This is a genomic window from Desulfovibrio piger (assembly GCF_012843875.1).
Classification (GTDB): domain Bacteria; phylum Desulfobacterota; class Desulfovibrionia; order Desulfovibrionales; family Desulfovibrionaceae; genus Desulfovibrio.
Map to the genome: position 1 here is coordinate 17,881 of NZ_JABAFY010000021.1, position 22,690 is coordinate 40,570.

General features: G+C 65.5%; 22 protein-coding genes and 1 pseudogene. 13 read left to right on the forward strand and 10 right to left on the reverse strand.

Features of this window, described 5'->3' with window-relative positions:
* Positions 1-211: 211 nt before the first annotated feature.
* From cobM to HF854_RS06885, 3 genes are all read right to left on the reverse strand, one after another.
* A complete protein-coding gene (gene cobM, locus HF854_RS06875; RefSeq protein WP_168935634.1) occupies positions 212-964 on the reverse strand; it encodes a precorrin-4 C(11)-methyltransferase in 753 nt (250 codons plus the stop codon).
* Between the two features lie 122 nt (positions 965-1,086).
* Positions 1,087-2,508 carry a precorrin-6y C5,15-methyltransferase (decarboxylating) subunit CbiE gene (gene cbiE, locus HF854_RS06880; RefSeq protein WP_168935635.1) on the reverse strand — a complete coding sequence of 474 codons (1,422 nt, stop codon included), beginning with the start codon at positions 2,506-2,508 and terminating at the stop codon, positions 1,087-1,089.
* Between the two features lie 103 nt (positions 2,509-2,611).
* Entirely contained in the window at positions 2,612-3,460 is an 849-nt protein-coding gene (locus tag HF854_RS06885) for a histidine racemase CntK family protein (protein ID WP_168935636.1), read from the reverse strand.
* Positions 3,461-3,734: 274 nt separating this feature from the next.
* Between HF854_RS06885 and HF854_RS06890 the strand changes: the two genes are divergently transcribed.
* Positions 3,735-4,730, forward strand: a complete 996-nt coding sequence (locus HF854_RS06890; protein ID WP_168935637.1) for an OmpA family protein — start codon at positions 3,735-3,737, stop codon at positions 4,728-4,730.
* 73 nt (positions 4,731-4,803) lie between these two features.
* The gene (locus HF854_RS06895; RefSeq protein ID WP_168935638.1) at positions 4,804-5,304 is read left to right on the forward strand and encodes a translation initiation factor 2; all 501 of its coding nucleotides are present in this window, start codon (positions 4,804-4,806) and stop codon (positions 5,302-5,304) included.
* Here the strand turns inward: HF854_RS06895 and HF854_RS06900 are convergent.
* The 4 genes and pseudogenes from HF854_RS06900 to thrB form a co-directional block, all read right to left on the reverse strand.
* A complete protein-coding gene (locus HF854_RS06900; protein WP_168935639.1) occupies positions 5,301-6,710 on the reverse strand; it encodes a hypothetical protein in 1,410 nt (469 codons plus the stop codon). The two genes, HF854_RS06895 and HF854_RS06900, sit on opposite strands and share 4 nt — an antisense overlap.
* A 63-nt stretch (positions 6,711-6,773) precedes the next feature.
* Positions 6,774-7,634: an efflux MFS transporter permease gene (locus HF854_RS12700; RefSeq protein ID WP_168935640.1), complete on the reverse strand. Its 861-nt coding sequence runs from the start codon at positions 7,632-7,634 to the stop codon at positions 6,774-6,776.
* A gap of 85 nt (positions 7,635-7,719) precedes the next feature.
* Positions 7,720-8,259, reverse strand: a pseudogene (locus tag HF854_RS12920) (MFS transporter); the annotation flags it as partial.
* 240 nt (positions 8,260-8,499) lie between these two features.
* Positions 8,500-9,057, reverse strand: a complete 558-nt coding sequence (gene thrB / locus HF854_RS06915) for a homoserine kinase (RefSeq protein WP_168935641.1) — start codon at positions 9,055-9,057, stop codon at positions 8,500-8,502.
* A 325-nt stretch (positions 9,058-9,382) separates the two neighbouring features.
* Between thrB and rpmH the strand changes: the two genes are divergently transcribed.
* The 11 genes from rpmH (at position 9,383) to HF854_RS06970 (ending at position 19,295) form a co-directional block, all read left to right on the forward strand.
* Positions 9,383-9,517: a 50S ribosomal protein L34 gene (rpmH, locus tag HF854_RS06920; RefSeq protein ID WP_006007995.1), complete on the forward strand. Its 135-nt coding sequence runs from the start codon at positions 9,383-9,385 to the stop codon at positions 9,515-9,517.
* 42 nt (positions 9,518-9,559) lie between these two features.
* Positions 9,560-9,955 carry a ribonuclease P protein component gene (gene rnpA, locus HF854_RS06925; protein ID WP_168935642.1) on the forward strand — a complete coding sequence of 132 codons (396 nt, stop codon included), beginning with the start codon at positions 9,560-9,562 and terminating at the stop codon, positions 9,953-9,955.
* Positions 9,956-9,957: 2 nt separating this feature from the next.
* Entirely contained in the window at positions 9,958-10,188 is a 231-nt protein-coding gene (yidD, locus tag HF854_RS06930; RefSeq protein WP_006007998.1) for a membrane protein insertion efficiency factor YidD, read from the forward strand.
* 27 nt (positions 10,189-10,215) lie between these two features.
* A complete protein-coding gene (gene yidC, locus HF854_RS06935) occupies positions 10,216-11,865 on the forward strand; it encodes a membrane protein insertase YidC (protein ID WP_168935643.1) in 1,650 nt (549 codons plus the stop codon).
* Positions 11,866-11,966: 101 nt separating this feature from the next.
* Positions 11,967-13,169, forward strand: a complete 1,203-nt coding sequence (locus tag HF854_RS06940; protein ID WP_168935644.1) for a Jag family protein — start codon at positions 11,967-11,969, stop codon at positions 13,167-13,169.
* Positions 13,169-14,566 carry a tRNA uridine-5-carboxymethylaminomethyl(34) synthesis GTPase MnmE gene (gene mnmE / locus HF854_RS06945; RefSeq protein WP_168935645.1) on the forward strand — a complete coding sequence of 466 codons (1,398 nt, stop codon included), beginning with the start codon at positions 13,169-13,171 and terminating at the stop codon, positions 14,564-14,566. The genes HF854_RS06940 and mnmE overlap by 1 nt, the downstream gene beginning before the upstream one ends.
* Positions 14,567-14,642: 76 nt before the next feature.
* Positions 14,643-15,248, forward strand: a complete 606-nt coding sequence (locus tag HF854_RS06950; RefSeq protein ID WP_168935646.1) for a 3'-5' exonuclease — start codon at positions 14,643-14,645, stop codon at positions 15,246-15,248.
* Positions 15,245-16,438, forward strand: a complete 1,194-nt coding sequence (locus tag HF854_RS06955) for a GAK system CofD-like protein (RefSeq protein WP_168935647.1) — start codon at positions 15,245-15,247, stop codon at positions 16,436-16,438. Before HF854_RS06950 ends, HF854_RS06955 begins: the two co-directional genes overlap by 4 nt.
* Positions 16,438-17,478 (forward strand): RNA pseudouridine synthase, encoded by a 1,041-nt coding sequence (locus HF854_RS06960; RefSeq protein ID WP_168935648.1) that lies wholly within the window; start codon positions 16,438-16,440, stop codon positions 17,476-17,478. The genes HF854_RS06955 and HF854_RS06960 overlap by 1 nt, the downstream gene beginning before the upstream one ends.
* 190 nt (positions 17,479-17,668) lie before the next feature.
* Positions 17,669-18,298 carry a DUF47 domain-containing protein gene (locus HF854_RS06965; protein WP_168935649.1) on the forward strand — a complete coding sequence of 210 codons (630 nt, stop codon included), beginning with the start codon at positions 17,669-17,671 and terminating at the stop codon, positions 18,296-18,298.
* Positions 18,291-19,295, forward strand: coding sequence for an inorganic phosphate transporter (locus HF854_RS06970; RefSeq protein WP_168935650.1), 1,005 nt, complete (start codon positions 18,291-18,293; stop codon positions 19,293-19,295). The genes HF854_RS06965 and HF854_RS06970 overlap by 8 nt, the downstream gene beginning before the upstream one ends.
* Before the next feature lie 115 nt (positions 19,296-19,410).
* Here HF854_RS06970 and HF854_RS06975 read toward each other — a convergent pair whose 3' ends face one another.
* The 3 genes from HF854_RS06975 to HF854_RS06985 all read right to left on the reverse strand — a co-directional run bounded on the left by HF854_RS06975 (position 19,411) and on the right by HF854_RS06985 (position 21,992).
* Positions 19,411-20,304 carry a DMT family transporter gene (locus tag HF854_RS06975; RefSeq protein ID WP_168935651.1) on the reverse strand — a complete coding sequence of 298 codons (894 nt, stop codon included), beginning with the start codon at positions 20,302-20,304 and terminating at the stop codon, positions 19,411-19,413.
* A gap of 127 nt (positions 20,305-20,431) precedes the next feature.
* Positions 20,432-21,346, reverse strand: coding sequence for a D-alanine--D-alanine ligase family protein (locus HF854_RS06980; protein WP_168935652.1), 915 nt, complete (start codon positions 21,344-21,346; stop codon positions 20,432-20,434).
* A complete protein-coding gene (locus tag HF854_RS06985) occupies positions 21,303-21,992 on the reverse strand; it encodes an HD domain-containing protein (RefSeq protein WP_168935653.1) in 690 nt (229 codons plus the stop codon). Before HF854_RS06985 ends, HF854_RS06980 begins: the two co-directional genes overlap by 44 nt.
* Positions 21,993-22,690 lie beyond the last annotated feature (698 nt).

Sequence of the window (22,690 nt, forward strand, 5' to 3'; positions counted from 1 at the left end):
AAGTGCCAGCTTACCCAAGCTTTTTGCCGCTTGCAAGCATTGCGGTATGAAATGAGGAATTGTGAAAAGCGGGGGTACCCTCGACGTATGCCACGCAGGCTGGGCAGGGACGCGGCCATAGCGCGCTGCCGTGCCTGGCTGGTGACGGATGGGAAGGATGACTGAGTGATACGGCGATCCGGGAAAAGCCTTGGGCGCTTTCCCGGATCGCTCAATCGTGGTCGGTATGCGGGCCGCAGGTGCGCGGGAGCGGGGCGTCTTCCCCCTCGCCGGGCAGGACGAGGACCACGGTCTGGCGGGAGAGGCCGTTCTTTTCGATGGTCTCGGCCAGCAGGTCGAGGCGGGTGCGGATGAGCTGCTGGTCGGGCCAGCCCAGGCGGAAGGCGCAGATGACGGGCGTGGCGGCGGGCAGGGACTGTTCCAGTTCTTCCTGCATGGCGCGGGCCTGCATGGCGGAAAGATAGACGGCCAGCGTGGTGCCGTGCTTGGCCAGATGGCGCAGGGCCTCCTGTTCGGGCATGGGCGTGCGGCCGGGCATGCGGGTCATGATCAGGCTCTGGGTGGCGCCGGGCACGGTGAAGCTGCATCCGGCAGCGGCAGCGGCGGCGCTGGCGGCCGTGATGCCGGGCACCACCTGCCAGGGGATGCCGTCCCTGTCCAGCAGGGCCAGTTGTTCGCGCAGGGCGCTGTAGACGGCAGGGTCACCGGTATGCAGGTGCACCACCGGCTGACCGGCGCGGGCGAACTGGAGCATGAGGGAATGGCATTCTTCCAGATCCAGCGGGGCGGCGTCGATGACGCTGGCCCGGGGCGATGCCAGATCCAGCAGGGCGGGCGGGATCATGGAACCGGCATAGAGCAGCAGGGCCGCCTCTTCGATGAGGCGTTTCCCCTTGAGGGTGAGCAGTTCCGGGTCACCGGGACCCGCGCCGACGAAACTGACCATGCCTGGCTGCTTTTCCATAGTCTCCTCCAGTAGGCGGGGCCTGTTGTCTCCGCCCCGCGTCCCCGTAATGTCATGCCGGGGGAACGGCGTCCAGAAGGAGGGCTGCCTCCTCCATAAATATACGCCCCCAATGTCCTTCTCTAGTCTTCGTCCTTCTCCTGTTCGGGCTTGTCCACAGCCAGCAGGAAAACAGGGTTGGCGGCGGCCAGGAAAATGTCCTGCCCCAGTGGCCGGGACTGGGCGGACTGTATCTGCATCACCTCGGCGGGCCAGTCCAGGCCCTCGAAGAAGGCACGGCAGCGGGCCAGCGTGTCCAGCAAGATGCAGCTCACCACCAGCCGTCCGCCGGGCAGCAGGCGACGGCAGACCTGTTCCAGCAGGTTGTGGGCCCCGTTGCCGGAAAGACCGCCGCCGATGAAGACCCGGTGCGGGTCAGGCAGGCGCGGCAGGCACTGGGGCACCGTACCCAGACAGACGTCCACCGAGGCGGCCCCGAAGCGGCGGCGGTTCTCCTGGATGTCCAGAGCGCGGGAAGGGGTCCGCTCCACGGCCACCACGCGGCCTTCGTGGGCCAGGCAGGCCGCCTCCAGCGCCACGGAACCGGAGCCGGCGCCCAGATCCCAGACCGTATGCCGGGGCTCGGGCCGCAACAGGGCCAAGGCGGCGGCACGCACGGCGGGCTTGGTCAGCAGGCCGTCCTCGTGCCGCAGTTCGGCGGGCAGCAGGCCGGGATGCGGACGGCGCATCTCGCCCGCGGGCGTCAGCAGCACGGTACAGACAGCCCCGAAGAGGGCCGCGGCGGCTTCTTCCAGGGTGAAATGATGTTCCTGTTCCCCGTCGCTCCCCATGTTATCAAAAACATGCATGGCGAACCAGTCCACGCCCCTGTCCAGCAGATGGCGGGCCAGCAGGTCGGGCGTCATGCGGGCATCGGTGAGCAGGCTGATGGGCCGCTGCCGGTGGATGGCCGCATGGAGGGGCGTCAGATCGTCGCGGCCGTGCAGGGAAAGGCAGATGACGTCATGCCAGGGCAGGCCCAGACGGGCGCAGGCCTGCTGCAGGGAGCTGACCCCGGGCAGGATGCGCACGGCTTCGGGGCCCAGCTGGCGCAGGAGCGTAGTGCCGATGCCGTAGAACAGGGGATCGCCGTCGGCCAGCACGACAACTTTTTTGCCGCCGGCGCGCAGGTGGCTGATGCGGGCCAGCACCGGTTCCAGCGGCGCGGTCAGGGGAAGCTGACGGGCGGGGAGGTCGTCGAAGGCCGCCAGCAGGCGACGGCCGCCACACAGGACGTCGGCCTGTTCGATGAGGTGCAGCCGGGCGGGCGAAAGGCCCTCGCGCAGGGGCAGAGCGCAATCCAGGCCCAGGACCAGCACGGGCTCGGCCGCCGTACCGGCAGGTTCGAAAACGAAGGCGGAGTGCAGCAGGCTCTCCTGCGGGGACCAGGTATCCGTATCGGGCACGGCCGGAGCGGCCGGGGACGGTGCCGGCGGGGTATCGGCCGGACGGGAAGGACGGGGAGCGGGCAGGCTGATGCCGGGGAGGAGGTTCTGCTGTTTCATGTATCTCTGGTTGGAAAGGAACGGGACAGGACGCGCGGAGCGCGCAAAAAAGGGCAGCCGCAGCGACCGGGCGCGAGCCCGGCAGACGGCCGCCCTGAAAAGATCAGGCCTGGGCGTCGGGCAGCCAGACGCGGCCGCGGGCCACGAGGTCCACAGGACCGTCGATGAAGGCCTTGCCCTGGTCATCGTCGGGGATGTGGACATGCAGGGAGCTGCCGCCGGGCTGCATGATGTCCAAAGGCTTGCGGTTGCCCTTGGCGGCCAGCAGCAGGGCCAGGGCCAGGGCGCCGGACCCGCAGGCATTCTCGATGCAGGTGGTGTGGGCATCGCGCACGTGGACCACGGGCAGCATGTCCAGCAGGCCCGCGCGGCGGCCCCACCAGATGACGCCGCTGGCCACTTCGCCGGTCATGCCGTACTGGCGGCGCAACATGCGCGAGGCGGCGATGCAGTCCTCGGGCTGCATGTGCACCTCACCGTCCAGCAGCAGATGGCAGATGCCGGGCAGGCGCACCAGATGGATGCCCTGTTCCGGGTGGGTGATGGGGCAGGGCAGCAATTGCAGCTCGGCGCGCACCTGCCAGTGGGGAGAGGTGCCGCGTACCTGGAGCCGGATGGGGCTCTGCCAGCCGGAGACCTGCACCTCATAGCGGTGCTCGTTGGTCAGCTTCTGGCGGGCGATGCCCTGGAGCGTGGCCTCGGGCGAGGCGCTCTCGCGGAAGGCCAGCAGGGCGCCGAAGGCCCGTGTGGCGTTGACGCAGAACTCACCGCCCGCCATGCGCAGGCGGCGTTCCTCCACAGAGACGAAACCGGCCTGTTCCGCCCCCAGGCTGTCAGGACGCATGGCCTGCCGGGCCAGCTCCGCCTGCCGGGCCGCATCCAGGCCCGCGGCAGGGAAAAAGAGCGTCGTGTTGCCGCCGGGGCTCCATTTGGAAAAATCGAGTGCTGGCATAACCCATCCTTTTGTATCTATTCAGTATGCTACAGGCGGGCCCGACTGTCCAGCCACCGGGCATGCCCGGCAGGTGCCGGGTGACCGCCGGACGGCTCCGTTCCCTGCCGGAAGCCGCGGTGCAGAGGGCGCTGAAAGAAAGAACGCTTGCCCTTTGCTGCGAAACGCGCTAGTTTTTAAAGGTGTCAATACCCTTTCCCATAAAGGAAAAAGGTAGCTGGCGCATATTGCCTGGCATGTTGCAGGCAAAACAATAACTTTTTTGGGAGGCATCATGAAATCTTTCCGCCTGCTGGCCCTTACCGCCGCGGTTCTTCTGAGCTTCGCCGTGGCTGCCGTGGCCGCTCCTGTCTGCAGCAAGAAGGTCAACAGCTTCGACTTCGTCGTGGACTACTCCGGCTCCATGATGATGAAGAATGACAAAATGAAGCAGGACAAGATCGAAGTGGCCAAGATCGCCCTGAAGCGCGTCAACGCCGCCATCCCCGCCCTGGACTTCAAGGGTGGCCTGCATACCATCGCTCCTAACGGCACCGTCATCGAACAGGGCCCCTGGAACCGCGCCGCCATGGATAGCGGTATCAACACCCTGCGCAGCGGCTTTGCCACCTTCGGCCGCATGACTAACATGGGCGACGGCCTGCAGACCTACGAGCCCTTCCTGAGCTCCATGGAACGCAGCGCTGCCCTGATCCTGGTGACCGACGGCGACAACAACCGCGGTATGGATCTGGTGGAAGTGGCCCGTCAGGTGTACGCCACCCAGCGTAACATGGTCATCCACGTGATCTCCCTGGCCGACACCCCCCAGGGCGAAGCCACCGTCAAGGCCATTGCCGGCATGAACCCCGCCTCCGTGCTGGTTCGCGCTGAAGACCTGGCCACCAGCGACGCCGAAGTGGAACGCTTCGTGCTGGCCGTGTTCTGCCAGGAAGAAACCGTGATCGTGCTGCGCGGCGTCAACTTCGCTTTTGACTCCTATGCCCTGGACAGCAAGGCCATGGGCATCCTGGACGAAGCCGCCGGCCTCATCAAGTCCAAGCCCAACACCAAGATCGTGCTGACCGGCTGGACCGACTCCCGTGGTACCGACGCCTACAACGCCAAGCTGTCCAAGAACCGCGCCGAAGCCGTTAAGGGCTACCTGGCCAAGCAGGGCGTGCCCGCCAGCCGCATGACCGCCATCGGCAAGGGCAAGTCCTTCAAGTACAGCAACGACAGCGAAGAAGGCCGCTACATGAACCGTCGTACGGAGATCTCCTTCGACTAAACGACGCCCCCTTTTCCCCCTTCTAACAAAACCCGGCGGAAACGCCGGGTTTTCCATTAAGGAGTGATGACAGATGAAAAAAATCCTGGCAGTCAGCCTGCTGACCAGTCTGTTGTGCGGCGGCTGCGCCCTGTTCGGCGGGGACGAAGGCTCCAGCCCGGCTACGGCCGCCCCTGCTGAAGAAGCCGCCACCGAAACCGCCAAAGCCCCTGAAAAGGCTCCGGCCAAGGCGGCCCCCGTGTCCCAGTCCAAACTGGAAGCCGATCTGTACAAGACCGGCCAGAGCCTGGTGGGCCGTGCTTCCCGCACGGTGATGCCCTCCAAGGCCCACAAGGAAGTGCGCAAGGTGGGCAAGGAATACGTGGCCACCTATGTGGAAGTGGATACCGACAGCCTGACCACCGAAGTGCGCAAGGGCGCCCGTGGTTATGTGGGCTTCATCCGCTATTCCGAGCATGTCTATGAATGTCGCGGTGCCAGCAAGAGCGCTGCCCTTTCCGCTCCCTGCGAAAAGATCAAGACCCGCAATCTCAATGAAATGATCCGTCACGACGGCAAGAAGTGGCAGTACTAGTCCTGCCGCAGCCTGTCTGATGCCACAGCCCTCTTCCCTGCACGGGAAGGGGGCTTTTTTCTGGGCTGTGGGGCATCCTGCGGCCGGCAGGCAGCCGCTTTGGCGCGGCTACCTCGGGCCGCGGGAAGCGTCTGGGCCGTGGAATTCCGGCAAAACTTGAGGGCAGGAAGTCTGGGGAAAGAGGCCGGCAGCACGTGCAGGCGGGCCGCAAGGGGGCGTCCGCGCCGGGAGGGGCGGAGGAGGCCAGCCGTTTTTTGCCGATGCATCCCGTACCGCCCTCGGCTCGTTGCCGGCTCAGGCTCCCGTCTGCGCGCTGCCGGTGTCGATGCGGGTGATGACCGACATGCCGGAGCGGATCTCCGGTAGGCGCTCCTGCCCGGGCTCGAAGGCGATACGCACCGGGATGCGCTGGACGACCTTGGTGAAGTTGCCGGACGAGGTGTCCTTGGGCAGCAGGGAGAAGGTGGCCCCGGTGGCGGGCGAGATGCTCTCCACATGGCCCTTGAAGGTGTGGCCGGGAAGGTGTCGATGAGGATCTCCACGGGCTGCCCAGCCCGGATGTTGCCTATCTGGGTCTCCTTGTAATTGGCCACGATGTAGGGGGGCATGTCCAGCACCAGGGAGACGACCTGCATGCCTTCCCTCACCAGATCACCCACCTGTATCTTGCGGGCACCGGTGTGTCTGTTGCCCGGGGCGGTGATGATGGTGTGCCCCAGGTCGATGAGGGCGCTCTGCAACTGGGCTTCCGCGGCCCGGAGGTCAGCCTCGCGCAGCTGCCTGTCCGCCTTTTGCAGTTCGAGCTTGCGCTCCTGTACCCGGACTTCGGCCAGGGCCTCGCGGTGGCTGTGCTGGGCCGTGCGCAGGTTGATCTCGGCCGAGTCCGCCTCACGGGTGGAGACGGCGTTGCATTTGAAGAGCTTCTGCACGCGGGCGTTCTCGCGGCTGGCCAGATCGAGACGTGCCGCCGCATTTTCCGCAGCCACGCGGGCCTGCCGGATGCAGGCCTCCTGCAAACCTATCTCCAGATCAAGACGCTCCAGATTGGCGGCGCTCTTGTCCCTGACGGCCCGGGCCTGATCCGTGCGGACCCGGTAGTCGGCATCCTGCACGCGCAGGAGCACGTCCCCGGCCTTCACCTGCTGGAAATCGCCAAAGCCCACCTGGGCCACATAGCCGTTGACCTTGGCCTCCAGCACTACGCGGTCGAGCTGGGTATAGGCATTGTCCGTCTCCTGGATGCGCTTGCCGCTCTCCAGCCGGTTGAAGTTCAGCAGGAAGAAAAGGATGACGAGCAGCAGCATGCCCAGGATGATCCACGGCGAGAGCCGGAAAAGGGCCAGCAGGCGGTCATACAGGGCCAGCTTCAGCAGTTCGTCGGCAAAACCGGGTTTGAGGCTGTTCATGACGGTCCCCGTGCGTTCAGTTTCCCGGCGTGCCCAGATCCACGGGGCTGACCGGCGTTGGTTTCATGCCTTGACGAAGGCCAGCAGCAGCATGGTGCCCAGAGCGATGCAGACGCAGAGGGCAAAGACATCGTTGATCCCCAGGATGAAGGCATCGGTCTGCAACTGTTGTCCGAGCTGGTCCAGCGAGCCGCCGCTGTCCAGAAAACGGGCCACGGCCGAGGCGTCTCCGGTCAGGCGGCTGCCTGTCTGGCTGAAGTACAGATCCTCCCGCTGCCGGATGAGCAGCAGGAACAGGGCATTGCCCTCGATGGGCGTGGAGATGCGCGAGACCTGGATATAGGCCAGCAGTCCTACGGCGGTCTTGGCCGTGAAGCAGGCCATGCAGAAGGCCATCAGGGAAAGGAAGACCAGCGGGTGTCCGATGGCGAACAGGATGGCCATGGGGAAAAAGTCGGCGGCCACCCAGTCAGCGGTGATGAAGGTGCCCTGATAGCAGGCCAGCCCCATGAGCAGGACGCCCGTGGCGCAGAGCAGGCGCGTGTCCGCCTTGAGCACCAGAAAGGCGCAGAAGGGCGTGGCCAGCAGCTGCAGCAGGGCCACCAGCAGCAGGGGCAGGCCGCTTTGCAGGGGCCGCAGATCGTGCACCGTGTCCAGGAACAGGGTGATGAGCAGGGAATTGGCGGAGAGGATGAATATATAGATGATGACCATGCCCACGGACATGATGATGTTGAAGTCCGCGAACAGCCGGGGCGGGGCCCAGGGGCGTTCCACCAGCGCCTCGTTGGCGAGGAAAAGGAGGAAGCTGACGATACCGCCGGCCAGGAACACCGTGATGATGCCGGAATCGAACCAGCCCAGGCGTTCGCCCTGATCCAGCCCGGCATAGATGAGGACGACGCTCAGGCAATAGAAGGCCATGCCGGAATAGTCCGGCTTGTGCAGCAGCTCCCTGATGCGTATCCGGGGGCAGATGGCGCTGGAGCAGGACGAAATAGACGAACATGATGAGCCCGGACTGCCAGTAGATCCATTGCCAGCCCATATATTCCAGATAAAAGGCCCCCAGCGAGACGCCGGAATTGATGCCCAGGGAGACACGGAAGGTGAAAAAGGCCAGCACCACCACCCACCACGGCGGCGGCAGATGCTTGAGCATGATCTGTATGGTGGCCGTCACGAAGGAGCCGATGAGCAGCCCCATGAGGGCGTGGGCCACGAGCAGGTTCTCGTAGCCGGAGATGAAGGGGATGCAGAAAGCGACGCAGACGAAGCCGAGGGAAAGCGGCAGGAGCAGACGCCGCAGGCCCAGCGCTGTCAGGAAAAAGGGTAGTATGGGCGCAAGGATGAGCTGTGATGCTGATGCAACGGTACTGATGACGGAGCCTTCATCATAAGATAATCCCCATATACCACGCAAATAAGGCAGCGATGAGATAAGAAGACGGCCATGAAATGTCGTCATGGCTGCGGCAAGACAGATGGCAACAAGTATACCAGCCTGACTTCCACTCAGTGGAGGAAGAAGATGTTTGCATGTATCCATATCTTTACAGGGGTCTAAAAGGCTTTCTGCAGATAAAAGTGCCTATTGACCGATGATACATCGGAAACATGCGTCCGGAAAAATGTCAAGCGGAAAGTGTCATCAACCCGTGGCGGACGTTGGCGGCAGGCCGGGGCGCAATGCGCCATCCCGGTCATGGGAAAAGGGCATAAAAAAGCCTCCGCCCGGAAAGGCGGAGGCCCGTCATGCGAGGATGGCCGCGAAAAGCGGCAAAGAGGATCAGGCCGTGGGCAGGCCGGGCAGGGGAGGCAGATGCTCGGCGATCCAGCGGGCACACTGCTGGGGCGTCTTCTGGCGGGCGTCACAGCGCAGGGTGGCGTAGTGGTTGTAGAGGGCCTCGCGCTCATAAAAAATGTCGGCTAGGGTCTGCCCCGGGGCGATGGCCAGGCCGCGGTCGGGATTGCGGGCGATGCGCTCCTCGATGGTCTCCAGCGGTACGTCCAGGAAGACCACGGGCCCCAGAGTGGCCAGATGTGCCATGGCCTGCGGCCGGTAGACGGCGCTGCCGCCCGTGGCGATGACCGTGCGCTGGACGCGGATGGAGCCCAGGACCACGGCTTCCAGATCCAGGAAGGCCTCCTTGCTCAGGGCGTCGGTGACGGACTGCAGGCGGTCGGCGTACAGGGCTTCCATAAGATAGTCGCTGTCCATGAAGGCCCAGCCCAGGGTCTGGGCCAGGGCCATGCCCACAGTGGATTTTCCCGCGCCGGCCATGCCGATGAGGACCACACAGGGACAGGCGGGCGGCGGGGGCAGCAGATGTTCTGGCGTGGACATGCGGTCTCCTTGGTGATAATGAAATAAAAATTGTGCCGTCGCAGGCACATCCTGTCAAGGCGCAAAAGGCCTTTACCGACAGGCAGGGAGCGGTCCCGCCGGCGTTTTTTTGTTCATTGTCCCGCCCGGGGATGGTGAACAAGCCTTGACGGCGGGCCTTATGCCGTGTATGAAACCCTTTCAAATTTACAGGCTGCAAGGCGTATTCCGTGCAGCGACAGTGCTGCGGGCACGGGCAAGCCTTCCCGCTTATGTCGCGCAAAACTCGCGCCGGGCCACTTGGCCTGCTGTCCGTCGCCGCAGCCACACGCAAGGAGCTAGAGCAATGAAGAGAACATACCAGCCCAGTAAAGTCAGAAGAGCCCGCACCCACGGTTTCCGCGCCCGCATGGCCACCCCCAGCGGCCGCGCCATCCTGCGCCGTCGTCGCGCCAAGGGTCGCAAGCATCTGAGCGCCTAGTCGATTGGGGGCTGCGCCCCGCGATCCCAGAAGCGAGCCATCATGGCCGAACGCCTTTTTCTGCCCCGCCAGAGCCGCATCCGCAAACAAGCGGAGTATTCCGCGTGCTACGAGCGGGGCAGGCGTTACCATACGGAGCATTTCCTTGTTTTTGTACGGCCCCGCGAAAACGGGGCCTGTACGCGTATGGGCATGGCTGTATCCCGCAAGGTGGGCAAAGCGGTCACGCGCAACCGGGTCAAACGTCTGCTGCGGGAATTCTTTCGCCTGCACCGGGCACTTTTGCCCGAACATCTGGATATCGTCGCTGTGGCCAAAAAGCACACCGGCGCGGCGGACCTGAGCCAGGACCGCGTCAACGCCCAGCTGCTGCCGCTGCTGCAGCGCCTGCCGGGCCTGCACCCGGCCAGGAACAACGGCGGCCGGAACAGGGACTAGCCATGCTGCGCCGTCTCTTCGTCCTGCCCATCCGCTTCTACCAGCTGTTCATCTCTCCGGTCCTGCCCCCTGCCTGTCGTTTTTACCCCACATGTTCCGCCTACGCCCTGGAAGCCATCATGACCCACGGCGTATTGCGCGGCGGCTGGCTGGCCTTGCGTCGTCTGGCCCGCTGCCATCCCTGGGGCGGCTCGGGATATGATCCCGTGCCCCCTGCGCGGCGTCACCCGTAGTCTCTGCTTCATGGAGTACCTCCCCGCATGCAAGACGGCAAAAATCTTATCATGGCAATTGTCCTGTGTCTGCTCGTGGTCGTCGGCTGGAGCTATCTGGCCGACTATATGGGTTGGGTGGTCAAACCCGATCCGGCCGAGATAGCCAAGATGGAGGCTGCCCAGGCCGAGCAGGCCCAGAAGGCCCAGGCTGAAGCCGAAGCCAAGCAGAAGGCCCAGGCCGAGCCCCTGCCTGCCTTCACTCCCGCCCCCGGCGTGGACGTGACGGTGGACGCCCCCCTGTACAAGGCCGTGCTGCATTCCGGCGGCGGTGTGCTGCGCTCCTTCGAGCTCAAAAAGTACACCTCCGGCCTGGACGAGGATTCTCCCCGCATCAATATGGTGGATCCCCAGACCGCCGCTGTGGCGCCTCTGGGCCTGGTCATCAACGGTCAGCCTTCGTGGAGCACCGGCAAGTGGGCCCTGGAGTCCGACAGCGGTGTGACCGTGGCTGAAGGCGGCAAGGGCGTCGTCCGCCTGGTGGGCGAGGTCGACAACCTGCGCGTGACCCGTGAACTGACCTTCAATTCCGAAAATTACCTGATCTCCGAAAAGGTGAGCCTGGCCACCCTGGGCACCGACACCCGCAGCGTGCGCGTGCGCTACACCGTGGCCGCCGACACCAGCAATGCCGCCAACACCAACTACGACGCCATGCGCGTGGCCTGGGACAACGGCGGTTCGCTGGGCGAAGAGACCTCCACCGACAAGCTGACCAAGGAAGGCGTGGAAGCCAGCGGCAAGCTCTACTGGGCCGGCCCCATGAGCACCTACTTCCTGTCCGCCGTCATGCCCGGTGACGCCGATGAGGCCCGCATGGTGGGCCGCATGCAGGGCAGCGTCTACCGCGTGGCCCTGGAGCCCAAGGAAGTGGTGGTGGCCCCCGGCCAGGAGACCACCCTCGAAGTTTCCTACTGGATGGGTCCCAAGGAGCGCAAGATGCTGGCCGCCGTGTCCGACCAGCTGGCCCTCAGCGTGGACCTGGGCATGTTCAGCATCATCGCCAAGGGCCTGCTGTGGCTGCTGGAATTCTTCCAGCAGTACACCCACAACTGGGGCCTTTCCATCATCATGCTGACCATCGTCATCAAGGCCGTGTTCTGGCCCCTGACGGCCAAGAGCTACTCTTCCATGGAAAAGATGAAGAAGCTCCAGCCCATGATGGCCAACATCCGCGAAAAGTATAAGGACGACAAGGAAGCCATGAACAAGGAAGTCATGGCCCTGTACAAGACCTACGGCGTCAACCCCGCCAGCGGCTGTGTGCCCATCCTGGTGCAGCTGCCCGTGTTCTTTGGTCTGTATCAGGCGCTGCTGACCTCCATCGAGCTGCGTCACGCGCCCTTCATCACCTATCTGCCCGGCACGGACCTGATCTGGCTGGCTGACCTGTCCTCCAAGGACCCCTATTACATCACGCCCATCATCATGGGCATCACCATGTTCCTGCAGCAGAAGATGAGCCCGCCGGCCACCGATCCCATGCAGCAGAAGATCATGATGTTCCTGCCCATCGTCTTCACCGCCCTGTTCCTGAGCTTCCCCTCCGGTCTGGTGGTGTACTGGCTGGTCAACAACATCCTGTCCATTGCCCAGCAGTGGCGGATGGGCCGCAGAAGCAAGCTGCTGGCCCAGTAGGGTCACGGCCCATGACCGCGTGAGCGGTCTTGCGACACGGAAAAGAGTCCATATGTGGTGGCAGCGGGGTCTCCCCGCTGCCGCCCCTTTTGGGAGAGTTTATGGACGGATTCAAAGAGTTTCAGGGTAAGAATCTGGATGCCGCCATTCAGGAGGCCTGCAGCTATTACAATGCCGCCCGCGAAAAGCTGGAGATTGAGATAGTTCAGGACGCCAAGAGCGGCATTTTTGGTATCGTGGGGGCCCGCAAGGCCAAGATCCGTGCGCGCCGTGCCGCTCTGCGCGAAGCCGTGGAAAGCGTCCTCGGCAAGAAGCGCTGCGATGTCCGGCTGGAACGGCCGTCCCTGGGCCGTGAGGAAGCGCCCCGTCGCTCTGCCGAAAAGATGTCCCCTGCCGCCCGCGAGGAAAGCGTGGCCGCTCCGGCCGCGCCCGCCCCGGAAGAGGCGCGCAAGGAGGCCGCTTCTGCTGAAGAACGGCCCGCCCGCAAGGACGAGAAGGCTGAGAAGAGCGAAAAGGCCGAACGGCAGGAAAAACCCGCCGAGAACGCCCGCCAGCCCCGTGGCCGCGGTCGTGGCCGTGACCAGGCCCGTGCCGCCGCTGCGGCCGAAGCCCCGGCCGAGGAAGCCCCTGCCGAAAATGCGGCTCCTGAAGCCGGCAACCGCCGCGGCGAGGGCCGCCGTGCCCGTCCCCGTCCTTCCGTGCGCGGTGAGGGCGAAGGCCGCCGTCGCCAGCGTCCGCAGGCCCCGGCCGTGCCCGCGCCTGTGGAGAACACCGAAGACGTGCTGGACGAAGTGGAGGAGAGCCTGCCCTTCACCCCTGTGGAGGAACTGGACCCCCAGCGTCTCGAAGCCCTGACCAAGGAAGCCGTGCGCCAGCTCGTCCGCCCCATCGTGGGCGAGGAAGTGACGCTGGAAGTGACCGTGGCCGACGGCCGTGTGCGCGTGGCCGTGGACTGTGAGGAAGATTCCGGCCTGCTCATCGGGCGCGAGGGCCAGACCCTGGCCTCCCTGCAGTATCTGGCTTCGCGCGTGGTCTCGCGCGGCATGAACGCCGCCGTGCGCGTGCAGCTGGATGCCGGACGCTACCGCCAGCGCCAGGACGAGAAGCTGCGCGAGATGGCCCTGGCCCTGGCCGAAAAGGTGCGCCAGACCGGCCGCTCCTATTCCACCCGTCCGCTCAGCTCCTATCATCGCCGCATCGTGCATCTTTGCCTGCAGGATGCCGAGGAAGTGCAGACCCGCAGTTCCGGTGATGGTCCCATGAAGCGGGTCGTCATCATGCGCCGCCGTCCCGAGCGTTCCTGATGCCTACCATCGCCGCCATAGCCACGGCTCCCGGTGCGGGGGGCATCGGCATCGTCCGCATCTCCGGGCCGCAGTCCCGGGAGATCCTTTCCCGCATGTTCAGCCCCGCGTCGGCAAAGTTCTCGGGCTTCCGACCCTGGGTGCTGCACCGCGGGCGCGCCCTGGACCATGAAGGCGCGCCGCTGGATGATGTACTGGCCGTGTTCATGCCCGGTCCGCGCACTTTCACCGGGGAAGACGTGGCCGAGATCCATTGCCACGGCGGCCCCTTCATCGTGCAGGCCATCCTGGAGACGGCCCTGCGTCTGGGGGCACGGGCCGCGGAGCGGGGCGAGTTCTCGCGCCGGGCCTTCGTCAACGGCCGCATGGACCTGAGCCAGGCCGAGGCCGTGGCCGAACTCATCGCCGCGCCTTCGCGCGAGGCCCTGCGCTACAGCCTCAACCGTCTGGACGGCCTGCTGGGCCGCAAGGTCATGGCCCTGCGCCGGCGTCTGGAAGAGCTGCGCGTGCAGATGAGCCTGGCCGTGGACTTTCCCGACGAAGAGGTGGAATGCCTCGCCCCCGAAGCCTTCGCCGCCGTTGTGGAGGACGTGGCCGCCGCCGTGCGCGGTCTGCTGACCGGCCAGCGCCGTGCGCAGGTCATGCAGCAGGGCGCCGTGGTGGTTCTGGCCGGTGCCGTCAATGCGGGCAAGTCCAGTCTGCTCAATGCCCTGCTGGGCCGCAACCGCGCCCTGGTCACGGACATCCCCGGCACCACGCGCGATTTCCTTGAGGAAAGCTGCCAGCTGGACGGCCTGCCCGTGCGCCTGACCGATACGGCGGGCCTGCGCGAGACCGACGAGAGCGTGGAAGAGATGGGCGTGGCCCTGAGCCGCCAGAAGGTGCGTCAGGCCGACGCCATCCTGCTGCTGGTGGACGGCGGCCGTCTGGGCCCTGCCGGGGCCGCTGCCGACATCTGTCCCGACGAGGCCGTGCGCGAAGTGCTGGAACAGGCCGGCGACATCCCCGTGCTGCTGGTCTGGAACAAGGTGGACCTGGCGGAGCCCGCCGTCTGGCCGCCGGTCTGGGGCCATGGCCGTCCCTGCGTGCGCATCAGCGCCAGCACCGGCCACAACGTGGATACCCTGGCCCGCCGTCTGCGGGCCCTGCTGCTGGACGACGGCAGCCATACGCCGCCCTCCGACGGGCTGGCCCCCAACGCCCGCCAGTCGCTGGTGCTGGAACGTGCCCTGCACGAGCTGGACGCCCTGCTGGCGGACATCGCCGCAGGCAGTCCTTATGACTGCTGTTCCGTCCGTCTGGACGCCGCGGCGGCCCTGCTGGGCGAGGTCACCGGCCTGGACAGCCCGGAAGAGGTCTTGAATCGCGTCTTTTCAAGCTTTTGCATCGGCAAGTGATTTGTGTTATAAGGGGCAGGTATGCGCGTACCGCAGGTACGCGGTACCTCCCTTAGGACACAAACCCCCGAACGGCATGAATCTGGAAAGTCTGCGTCGCCGCCTGAGCAGCGACGAAATCAACGCCCTGCCCCTGTGCCATTACAAAGGGCCCATCCATCTGGTGCGCAGCCTGGAAGACTGGGAAAAAGCCCTGCCGGATCTGCAGCAGGAACAGGTGCTGGGCTTCGACACCGAGACCCGTCCTTCCTTCCGCAAGGGCCGGGTCAACCCCCCTTCCCTGGTGCAGCTGGCCACGGCCCGGGCCGTGTATCTGGTGCAGCTTTCCTGGTGGCCTTTCGGGCCCGAACTGGCGGGCCTGCTGGCCGACCCCGCGGTCATCAAGGCCGGGGTGGCCATCGGCGACGACATGCGCGAGCTGGCCCGTCTGTGTCCTTTCAAGCCTGCGGGCATGGTGGATCTGGGCATGGTGGCCCGGGCCCATCAGCTGACCACGCAGGGCCTGCGCACCCTGGCCGCCAACCTGTTCGGGCAGCGCATCTCCAAGGGGCCCCAGTGTTCCAACTGGAGCGTCATGGAGCTGAGCAAGCGCCAGGTCATCTACGCTGCCACCGATGCCTGGATCGGCCGCGCCATCTACCTCAGGATGCGCGAACTGGGCATGACCGGAGAAGCGGCGTGAGCGTCCTCCTGCCCGCCCTTGGTCCCCGGCTGGTCTTCTTCACCGGTGGTACGGCCCTCAGGGGCCTGAGTCGCAGTCTTACCCGTTACACCCACAATTCCGTCCATCTGGTGACGCCCTTCGATTCGGGCGGCAGTTCCGCCGCCCTGCGCGAAGCTTTTGCCCTGCCCGCCGTGGGGGACATCCGCAATCGTCTGGCCGCCCTGGCAGACAGCATGATCCCGCAGAGCGTACTGGACTTCTGGGAGATGCGCCTGCCCGCGGAAGGTGATTCCGAGGCCCTGCGCGCCCGTCTGCGCGCCATGGGCAGCGCCGGGCATCCCTGCTGGCGTCCCCTGCCGTCGGTCATGGCCGATGTGATGCGGGTGCATCTGGGCTATTTCCTGGAGCGCATGCCCGATGATTTCCGCCCCCAGAAAGCCAGCATGGGCAACCTGCTGCTTGCCGGGGGCTATCTGCATTTCCAGCGCAATTTCACGCCGGTGCTGAGCCTGTTCAGCCGTCTTTTGCAGGTGCGCGGCGTGGTCCTGCCCATCGTCAATGCCTGTCTGCATCTGGCTGCCGAGCTGGCCGACGGCTCCGTCCTGGTGGGGCAGCACCATTTCTGTCGCCTGACCCAGCCGGTACGGCGCCTCTACCTCACGGTCCACGAACCGGGGCGCACTTCCACGGCCCTCACGCCCTGCCGTCCGCCCCTGTCGGCCACGGCGGCCACCTATCTGCAAAGCGCCGGGGCCATCTGCTATCCCATGGGCAGTTTCTACACCAGCGTGCTCTCCAATCTGCTGCCCGACGGCGTGGGCCGTGCCGTGGCCGCAGCGCGCTGCCCCAAGATCTACATCCCCAATTCCGGCAAGGATACCGAGGCCCAGGGCCTGACCCTCACCGCCCAGGTGGACATGCTGTTGCGCCACCTGCAGCAGGACGCGCCGCAGGCGGGCCCCGGCGACCTGCTGCATGCCGTGCTGCTGGACAGTCGCCACGGCCGCTATCCCGGCGGCATCGAATGGAAGGAGCTGGAACGGCGCGGCATCGAGGTGGTGGACAGGGAGATGGTCTGCCCCGACGATCCGCAGCATCACGATCCCGAACGGGCCTCCGTGGCCCTGCTGGAACTGGTGGAAGAGCTGCGCGCCCGTGAGCGTGCCCCGGAAGCGGGGACGGCCGCGATCCCGGAAGAGGATGCCTGATGGACGCCCTGTACCAAGACTGTCATGTGGCCGATGCCGCCCTTGCCGGCCAGCGGCTGGACGCGGCCCTGGCCGTGGTACTGGAAGCCCTGGGCCAGCCTGTGCCCGGCCTGCGCGGCCGTCGGCGCCTGCTGGAAGAAGGGCGGGTGCGGGTCAACGGCCGTCAGGCCTCCGCCGCCTACCGTGTCCGTCAGGGCGACAGCATCAGCCTTTCCCCGGCTCTCCCGGAAGTTTTTCCTGATCCTGCTGCCGGTGGAGAAGCTCCACGTGCGCTTTCCCGTCAGGGGCGCTGGCAGGCTTTTTTCAAACCCGCAGGCTGGCACAGCGTCAGTCTGGCCGGGGGCAGCGGCCGCAGCCTTGAGGCCGCCATCCCTTCGCTGTGGCCCGAGGGCGCCGTCCCTCCGGCCTGGGCCCTGCTGCAACGCCTGGATGCCCGGACGTCGGGTATCGTCTGTGCCGCCGTGGCGGATGATGCGGACGGCCTGGACGCCACGGTGCAGGATTTTCGCCAGGCCGAAGCCGGGGGGCGGTGCTGCAAAGGTTATCTGGCCCTGCTGTCCGGTTGTCTGGAGCAGGAGGCCTGCGTGCGCCGGGCCCTGGATATGGCGCAGCGCCGTGTGGTCCGTGTGCTGGATGCCGAGACCGCTGATGCCACCCGCTGGACCTGGTTCCGGCCCCTGTACCGCTGGCAGGGCGAGTCCTGCCGTGATTTCGCCCGCGAACTGTGCCGACGCTTTTCTTTGTCCGTCCCCTCTTTGCCCGACAGTCTGACCCTGGCGGGCTGTACCATCCATCGGGGCGCCCGGCACCAGATCCGGGCCCATGCCGCCGCTCTGGGCCATGCCTTGTGGCTGGATGGCCTGTATGCTTCCTCCCTGCCGCAGTCCTCAGAAGACGGGCAGGGATATTTTTTTCTGCACCACGGCGCCTTGCATCTGTCGGAGGCCCGCTGGCTGCTGCCGCCTGCCTGGCTGCCGGAAGGGGAAATCGCAGCCGCAGGCCGGAAATGGCTTGAAAACGATTTCATGGACACCGTATAATCACTGCAAAGATAATAAACAGATATCATTATCTATTGTAATAAAAGGCGGTACCCGCCCGGAAACACGCATACCGGGCGTACACGATAAGGAATGAAGTCAGGGGATCCCGGTAATACATCCCTTTCGGCCGTTTGCCGCAGGGGCAGGGGACCCCGTCCAGGGATCTTTCACATCAAGAGGAGGGCGCATGTTCGCATCCCTGCTTCCCAAGTCCGCTCCGTTCTTTGAAATGCTGCTGGAGCAAAACAGCCATTTGCGCCACATGTCGCGACTGTTGCTCGCCATGCTGGAGGACCTGTCCAAGATGGACGAGGCCCACAAGAAGATCGCCCTGATCGAGGAAGAGGCGGACAAACTCCATGTGCGCATCATCCGCGACCTGTCGCAGACCTTCATCACGCCCATCGACCGTGAGGACATCCTGCGCATCAACCAGGAACAGGAAGAGGCTCTGGACGGCCTGCACACCCTGAGCACCCGTCTGCACATCTTCGAGTTCCCCACCATGCGCTTCCCCGCCGTGCAGCTGGTGCGCACCATCTGCTCCATGCTGGAGCTGACCGGCGAGATGCTGGACGGCCTGACCCGGCGTGAGGACTGCCACAAGACGCGTGCCTTCCGCTACCTGCGCGGCGAGTGCGACATGCTGCTGGCCGTGGGACTGGCCGAGCTCATGGACGACCAGCAGGAGATCACCCCCGCCCGGCTCATGAACATCATGAAGTGGAGCCAGGCTTACGACCGCATCAGCATGCTTCTGGAAAACGTCAATAATCTGGCTGAAACCATCGAAGAAGCGGTGCTGAAGAATGTTTGAGATCCCTCTCCTGCTCATTCTGATCGTCCTTGTCGCCCTGGTATTCGACTTTACCAACGGCGCGCACGACTGCGCCAATGCCATCGCCACCGTGGTCTCCACCAAGGTGGTGACGCCCCGCTTTGCCGTGGGCATGGCGGCCGCCCTCAACCTGGCCGGGGCCCTGCTGGGCACCGAGGTGGCCAAGACCCTCGGGGCGGGCCTCGTCCTGCCCGAAGTGGTCCAGGGCAGCCATATCCTCGTGCTGGCGGCCCTGCTGGGCGCCATCTTCTGGAACTGCCTCACCTGGTATTTCGGCATCCCCTCGTCGTCCTCCCATGCGCTCATCGGCGGCCTGGTGGGTGCTGCCCTGGCCCATGCCGGGCCCGATGCCCTCAATTTTGCCGGTATCGTCAACAAGGTGCTGCTGCCGCTGGTGCTCTCGCCGCTGGCGGGCTTTGGGGTGGGCTTCCTCATCATGTGGCTCATCTACTGGATCTTCGCGCGGGTCATGCGCAGCAAGGTCAACCGCATCTTCCGCAAGATGCAGCTGGTGTCCGCGGCCTTCATGGCCACCAGCCACGGCCTCAATGACGCCCAGAAGACCATGGGCATCATCACCCTGGCCCTGTTCATCTTCGGCGAGATCGACGAAGTGGCCGTGCCCCTGTGGGTCAAGCTGGCCTGCGCCATGGCCATGGCCGCCGGTACGGCCATCGGCGGCTGGAAGATCGTCAAGACCATGGGCCACCGCATCTTCAAGCTGGAGCCCGTGCACGGCTTTGCCGCCGAGACCTCGGCCGCTCTGGTCATCTCCGGGGCATCCGTGCTGGGCGCTCCCGTGAGCACCACGCACACCATCTCGGCCTGCATCTTCGGTGTGGGTTCCACCAAGCGCCTTTCCGCCGTGCGCTGGACCGTGGCCGGACAGCTGGTCACGGCCTGGGTGCTGACCCTGCCCGCTGCGGCTACCGTGGGCTTCTGTTCCTACTGGTTGCTGCATCTGATCTGGAACTAAGCGGATACCGCCCTGCGGGTCCGTTGCTGAAAAGCCCCGTGCTGTCGTCATGACGGCGCGGGGCTTTTGGCTGTTCCGGGGCAGGGGGGTATCTCGGGGCGCGGCCCGGCTGCGGTCAGGCTTTTTTGCGGCGCAGGGGCAGGCGGCCTTCGGAGATGACCAGACCGAGGATGATGAGGGTCATGCCGGTAAGGGCCAGGCCGGTCAGGCGCTCGCCCAGCAAAAGGGTGGCGGTGATGACCGAGACCACGGGCACGGCGTAGATATAGACGCTGGTCTTGATGGCGCCCAGGATGCGGATGGTGAAATTCCAGGTGGCGAAGCACAGGGCCGAGGCTCCCAGACCGAGGAAGAGCAGGTTGGCCAGCATCTCGGGCTGCGCCAGACGCTCCAGGCCCCAGCGGAAGCCGGACAGCGGCAGGGTTGGCAGCATGAAGAGCAGGCCCCAGCAGAAGATGCGGCGCGTCACTTGCAAGGTATTGTAGCCGTAGTCGCCTATCTTGCGGGTCAGGATGGAATAGAAGGCCCAGGTCAGGGCCGCCAGCAGGGCCAGGACATCGCCCAGCGGGTTGAGCCGGAGCACGGCATTGCTGTTGACGGCGATGCAGACGATGCCGGACATGGCGCAGACGAAGCCCACGAAAAAGCCGGGATGCAGGCTCTCGCCCAGGACGATGCGGGCCAGCAGGGCCGTCAAAAAGGGCGATATGCCCACCAGCACGCCCACGTTGGACGCCGTGCTGTAGCTCAGGGCGATGTTCTCCAGCAAAAAGTAGAGGGTCACGCCGCACAGGCCCGCCAGGGCAAAGGTCACTTCCCGGCGCCGGTCACGCACATGCAGCAGGCGGGGGCAGGCCAGCAACAGGGCACAGGCCCCCAGCAAAAAGCGCAGGAAAAGGATCTCGATGGGCGCAAAGGCCTGCAGCAGCACCTTGGTGGAGGTGAAGGTGGCGCCCCAGATGAGGATGGTCAGGATGGCGGCCGCGTGGGCGGCAAAAGTGGGATTCATGGGGCTGCCTCCTTGGGCAGACGTGCGCCGGGGCGCTCGGAACGGGGCCGCTCCCGGCACGGGCCGGAAACGAAAAAGCGCGCTGCCCGGGGACAGCGCGCCTGAAGGCAAACGGAAGGGGCAGGGATCAGGCTTTGGCGTGCTGTTCCATGCCCAGCTCGATGAGTTTTTCCAGCAGCTGGCCAAAATCCATGCCCAGCTGGGCGGCCTCCTGCGGCACGAGACTGGTGGGCGTCATGCCGGGCAGGGTGTTGACCTCCAGCAGGTGCAGGCTGTCGTCGGGGCCGAGGATGAAGTCGGCGCGGCTGTAGCCCTTGAGGCCCAGGGCCTTGTGGGCGGCCAGGGCCAGGCGCTGCACCTCGGCGGTGACGGCCGGGGAAACGGGCGCGGGGCAGAGCTCGCGCGCGCCGCCGCTGGCGTACTTGCTCTCGTAGTCGAAGTAGTCGCCCGCCACGGGCTCGATGAGGATGGGCGGCATGGCTTCCTCGCCCAGGATGCCGCAGGTGATCTCCTTGCCGGGCAGCTGGGGTTCGATGAGCACACCTTCACCGGCGGCGAAGATCTCGTCCATGAGGGCATCCAGTTCCTGCCGGTTGGTGGCACGGCCCAGACGCAGGGAAGAACCGCCCGTGGTGGTCTTGACGAAGAGCGGCCAGGGCAGGCGCGGTTCCCAGCCTTCGGCGGGACGCACGGGCAGGAATTCCCAGTCGGCCGTGGGCAGGCCGGCCATGCGGAAGATCTGCTTGGCGGCGGCCTTGTTCAGGGCCAGGAAGGAACCGGAAGGCCCGGAGCCCTGGTAGGGACAGCCGGCCTTTTCCAGCATGGCCTGCACCAGACCGTCCTCGCCCGGCGAACCGTGCAGGTTGATGAGGGCAAAGTCATGCTGCCGGGCGGTCTCCAGCAGCTCGTCGAAATTTTCCAGCAGGTCGAAGAAGGTCACGGCGTGACCGCGTTTGAGCAGGGCTTCCTGCATGCCGCGGGCACCGGTCAGGGAGACCTCACGCTCGCTGGACCAGCCGCCCGCTATCAAAAGAATCTTCATGGATGGCATACCCCAGATGCGCCTCGAAGGCGCGTTCGATACATTCGCCCTGCTGCCACGAAAGGCGGATGCCCTTGCGGGCCTTTTCCGTATGGCCGTAACGCACCAGCAGGTCTTCATAGCGCTGGCGCAGGGGCACGCACTGGTCGTGCTTGACCCGCTTGTCAGCGTAGATCACGAAAAACGGGATGGAGAACAGGCGCTCGGGCTCCTGCTCCGGGACGGCCCAGGGCCAGTGGACGTGCAGCAGCACGCCCTGCGCCAAGGCATGGTTGCGGGTCTCGGTCACCACCCAGCTGGCCCCCAGCTGGGCATGGCTGCCGCCGTGCAGGACGCTGTAGGTCTTGGCGATGTCGTGCAGCATGGCGCTGGCGCGCACAGCGGCCACATTGACCGGGAACCCGGCCGCGCGGGCCCGCTGGGCCAGCTCGGTGGCGATATGGGCCACCATGCGCGAATGGGCGCGGATATTGTCCAGCATGCCATATTTGTCCCAAAGGGCCATGCAGGCGGCATCGTCGGGGATGCTGCCCTGCGTGGGGGACTCCAGGGCCGGTTCGGGCAGGCAGGCCAGCGGGTGCACCAGAGGCCATTCGCCGTTTTCCGGCGTGCCGATGACGGGAGTGGATGTGGTGAAGATGGACATGGCGGCAGTATGCCACCGGCCCGGGGGGAAGGCAACGTAAAAGAGGTTCGCCGCTGCGGCAGGAGGAGGATGGACGCTGCGCCGTGCCGGGATAGAGCCGCGTGACGCGGAGGGCTGCCGCACGATGAGCGGCCGTTGCCCGACATCCGGGCTGGTCTGCCTGCGCGGCGAGCGGCAAGGGGCCGGGGCTTGGGCAGCCCCAGGCCCCCTGCACCCCCTGCCCCGCCTCGGTCCCCGGTACTGCGCGGGCGCGCCGGGGCAAGGGCGGCACGACGCCTTCGGCGTACGCCGCCCGATCGGCGCGCTCAATGGATGGGGAAGAAAAGTTGCAGTGATGGCAGAACGGCCGCTGGTTGTGTGGGGGATGCGTAGAGCGCATGCGGAGAGGATGCCGTTATTCAAGGCAGGACGTAGATGGCTTTTAGACAGAACGGGATAGAAGACATGCCTGTCCGTGATAGGCATACCAGGGGCGGGAGGAGGGACTTGCGAAAGTGGTGGCTGCGTTTTTAGCAGTGAAAAGAGGCTCGCTCGAATGGCGGCCCGTAAGGGGCGTGCCCGTTGCGACGAAGGAATCTACGGGCATCGAGGGCAGAGCTGACGGCAAGGGGCCGGGGAAGCGCAGCACGCTTTTTATCCGCCCCGCAGGACAGAATAAAACGCGCTGGGGAGGGGGAGGGGAGTTTGAGGGGGAGGGC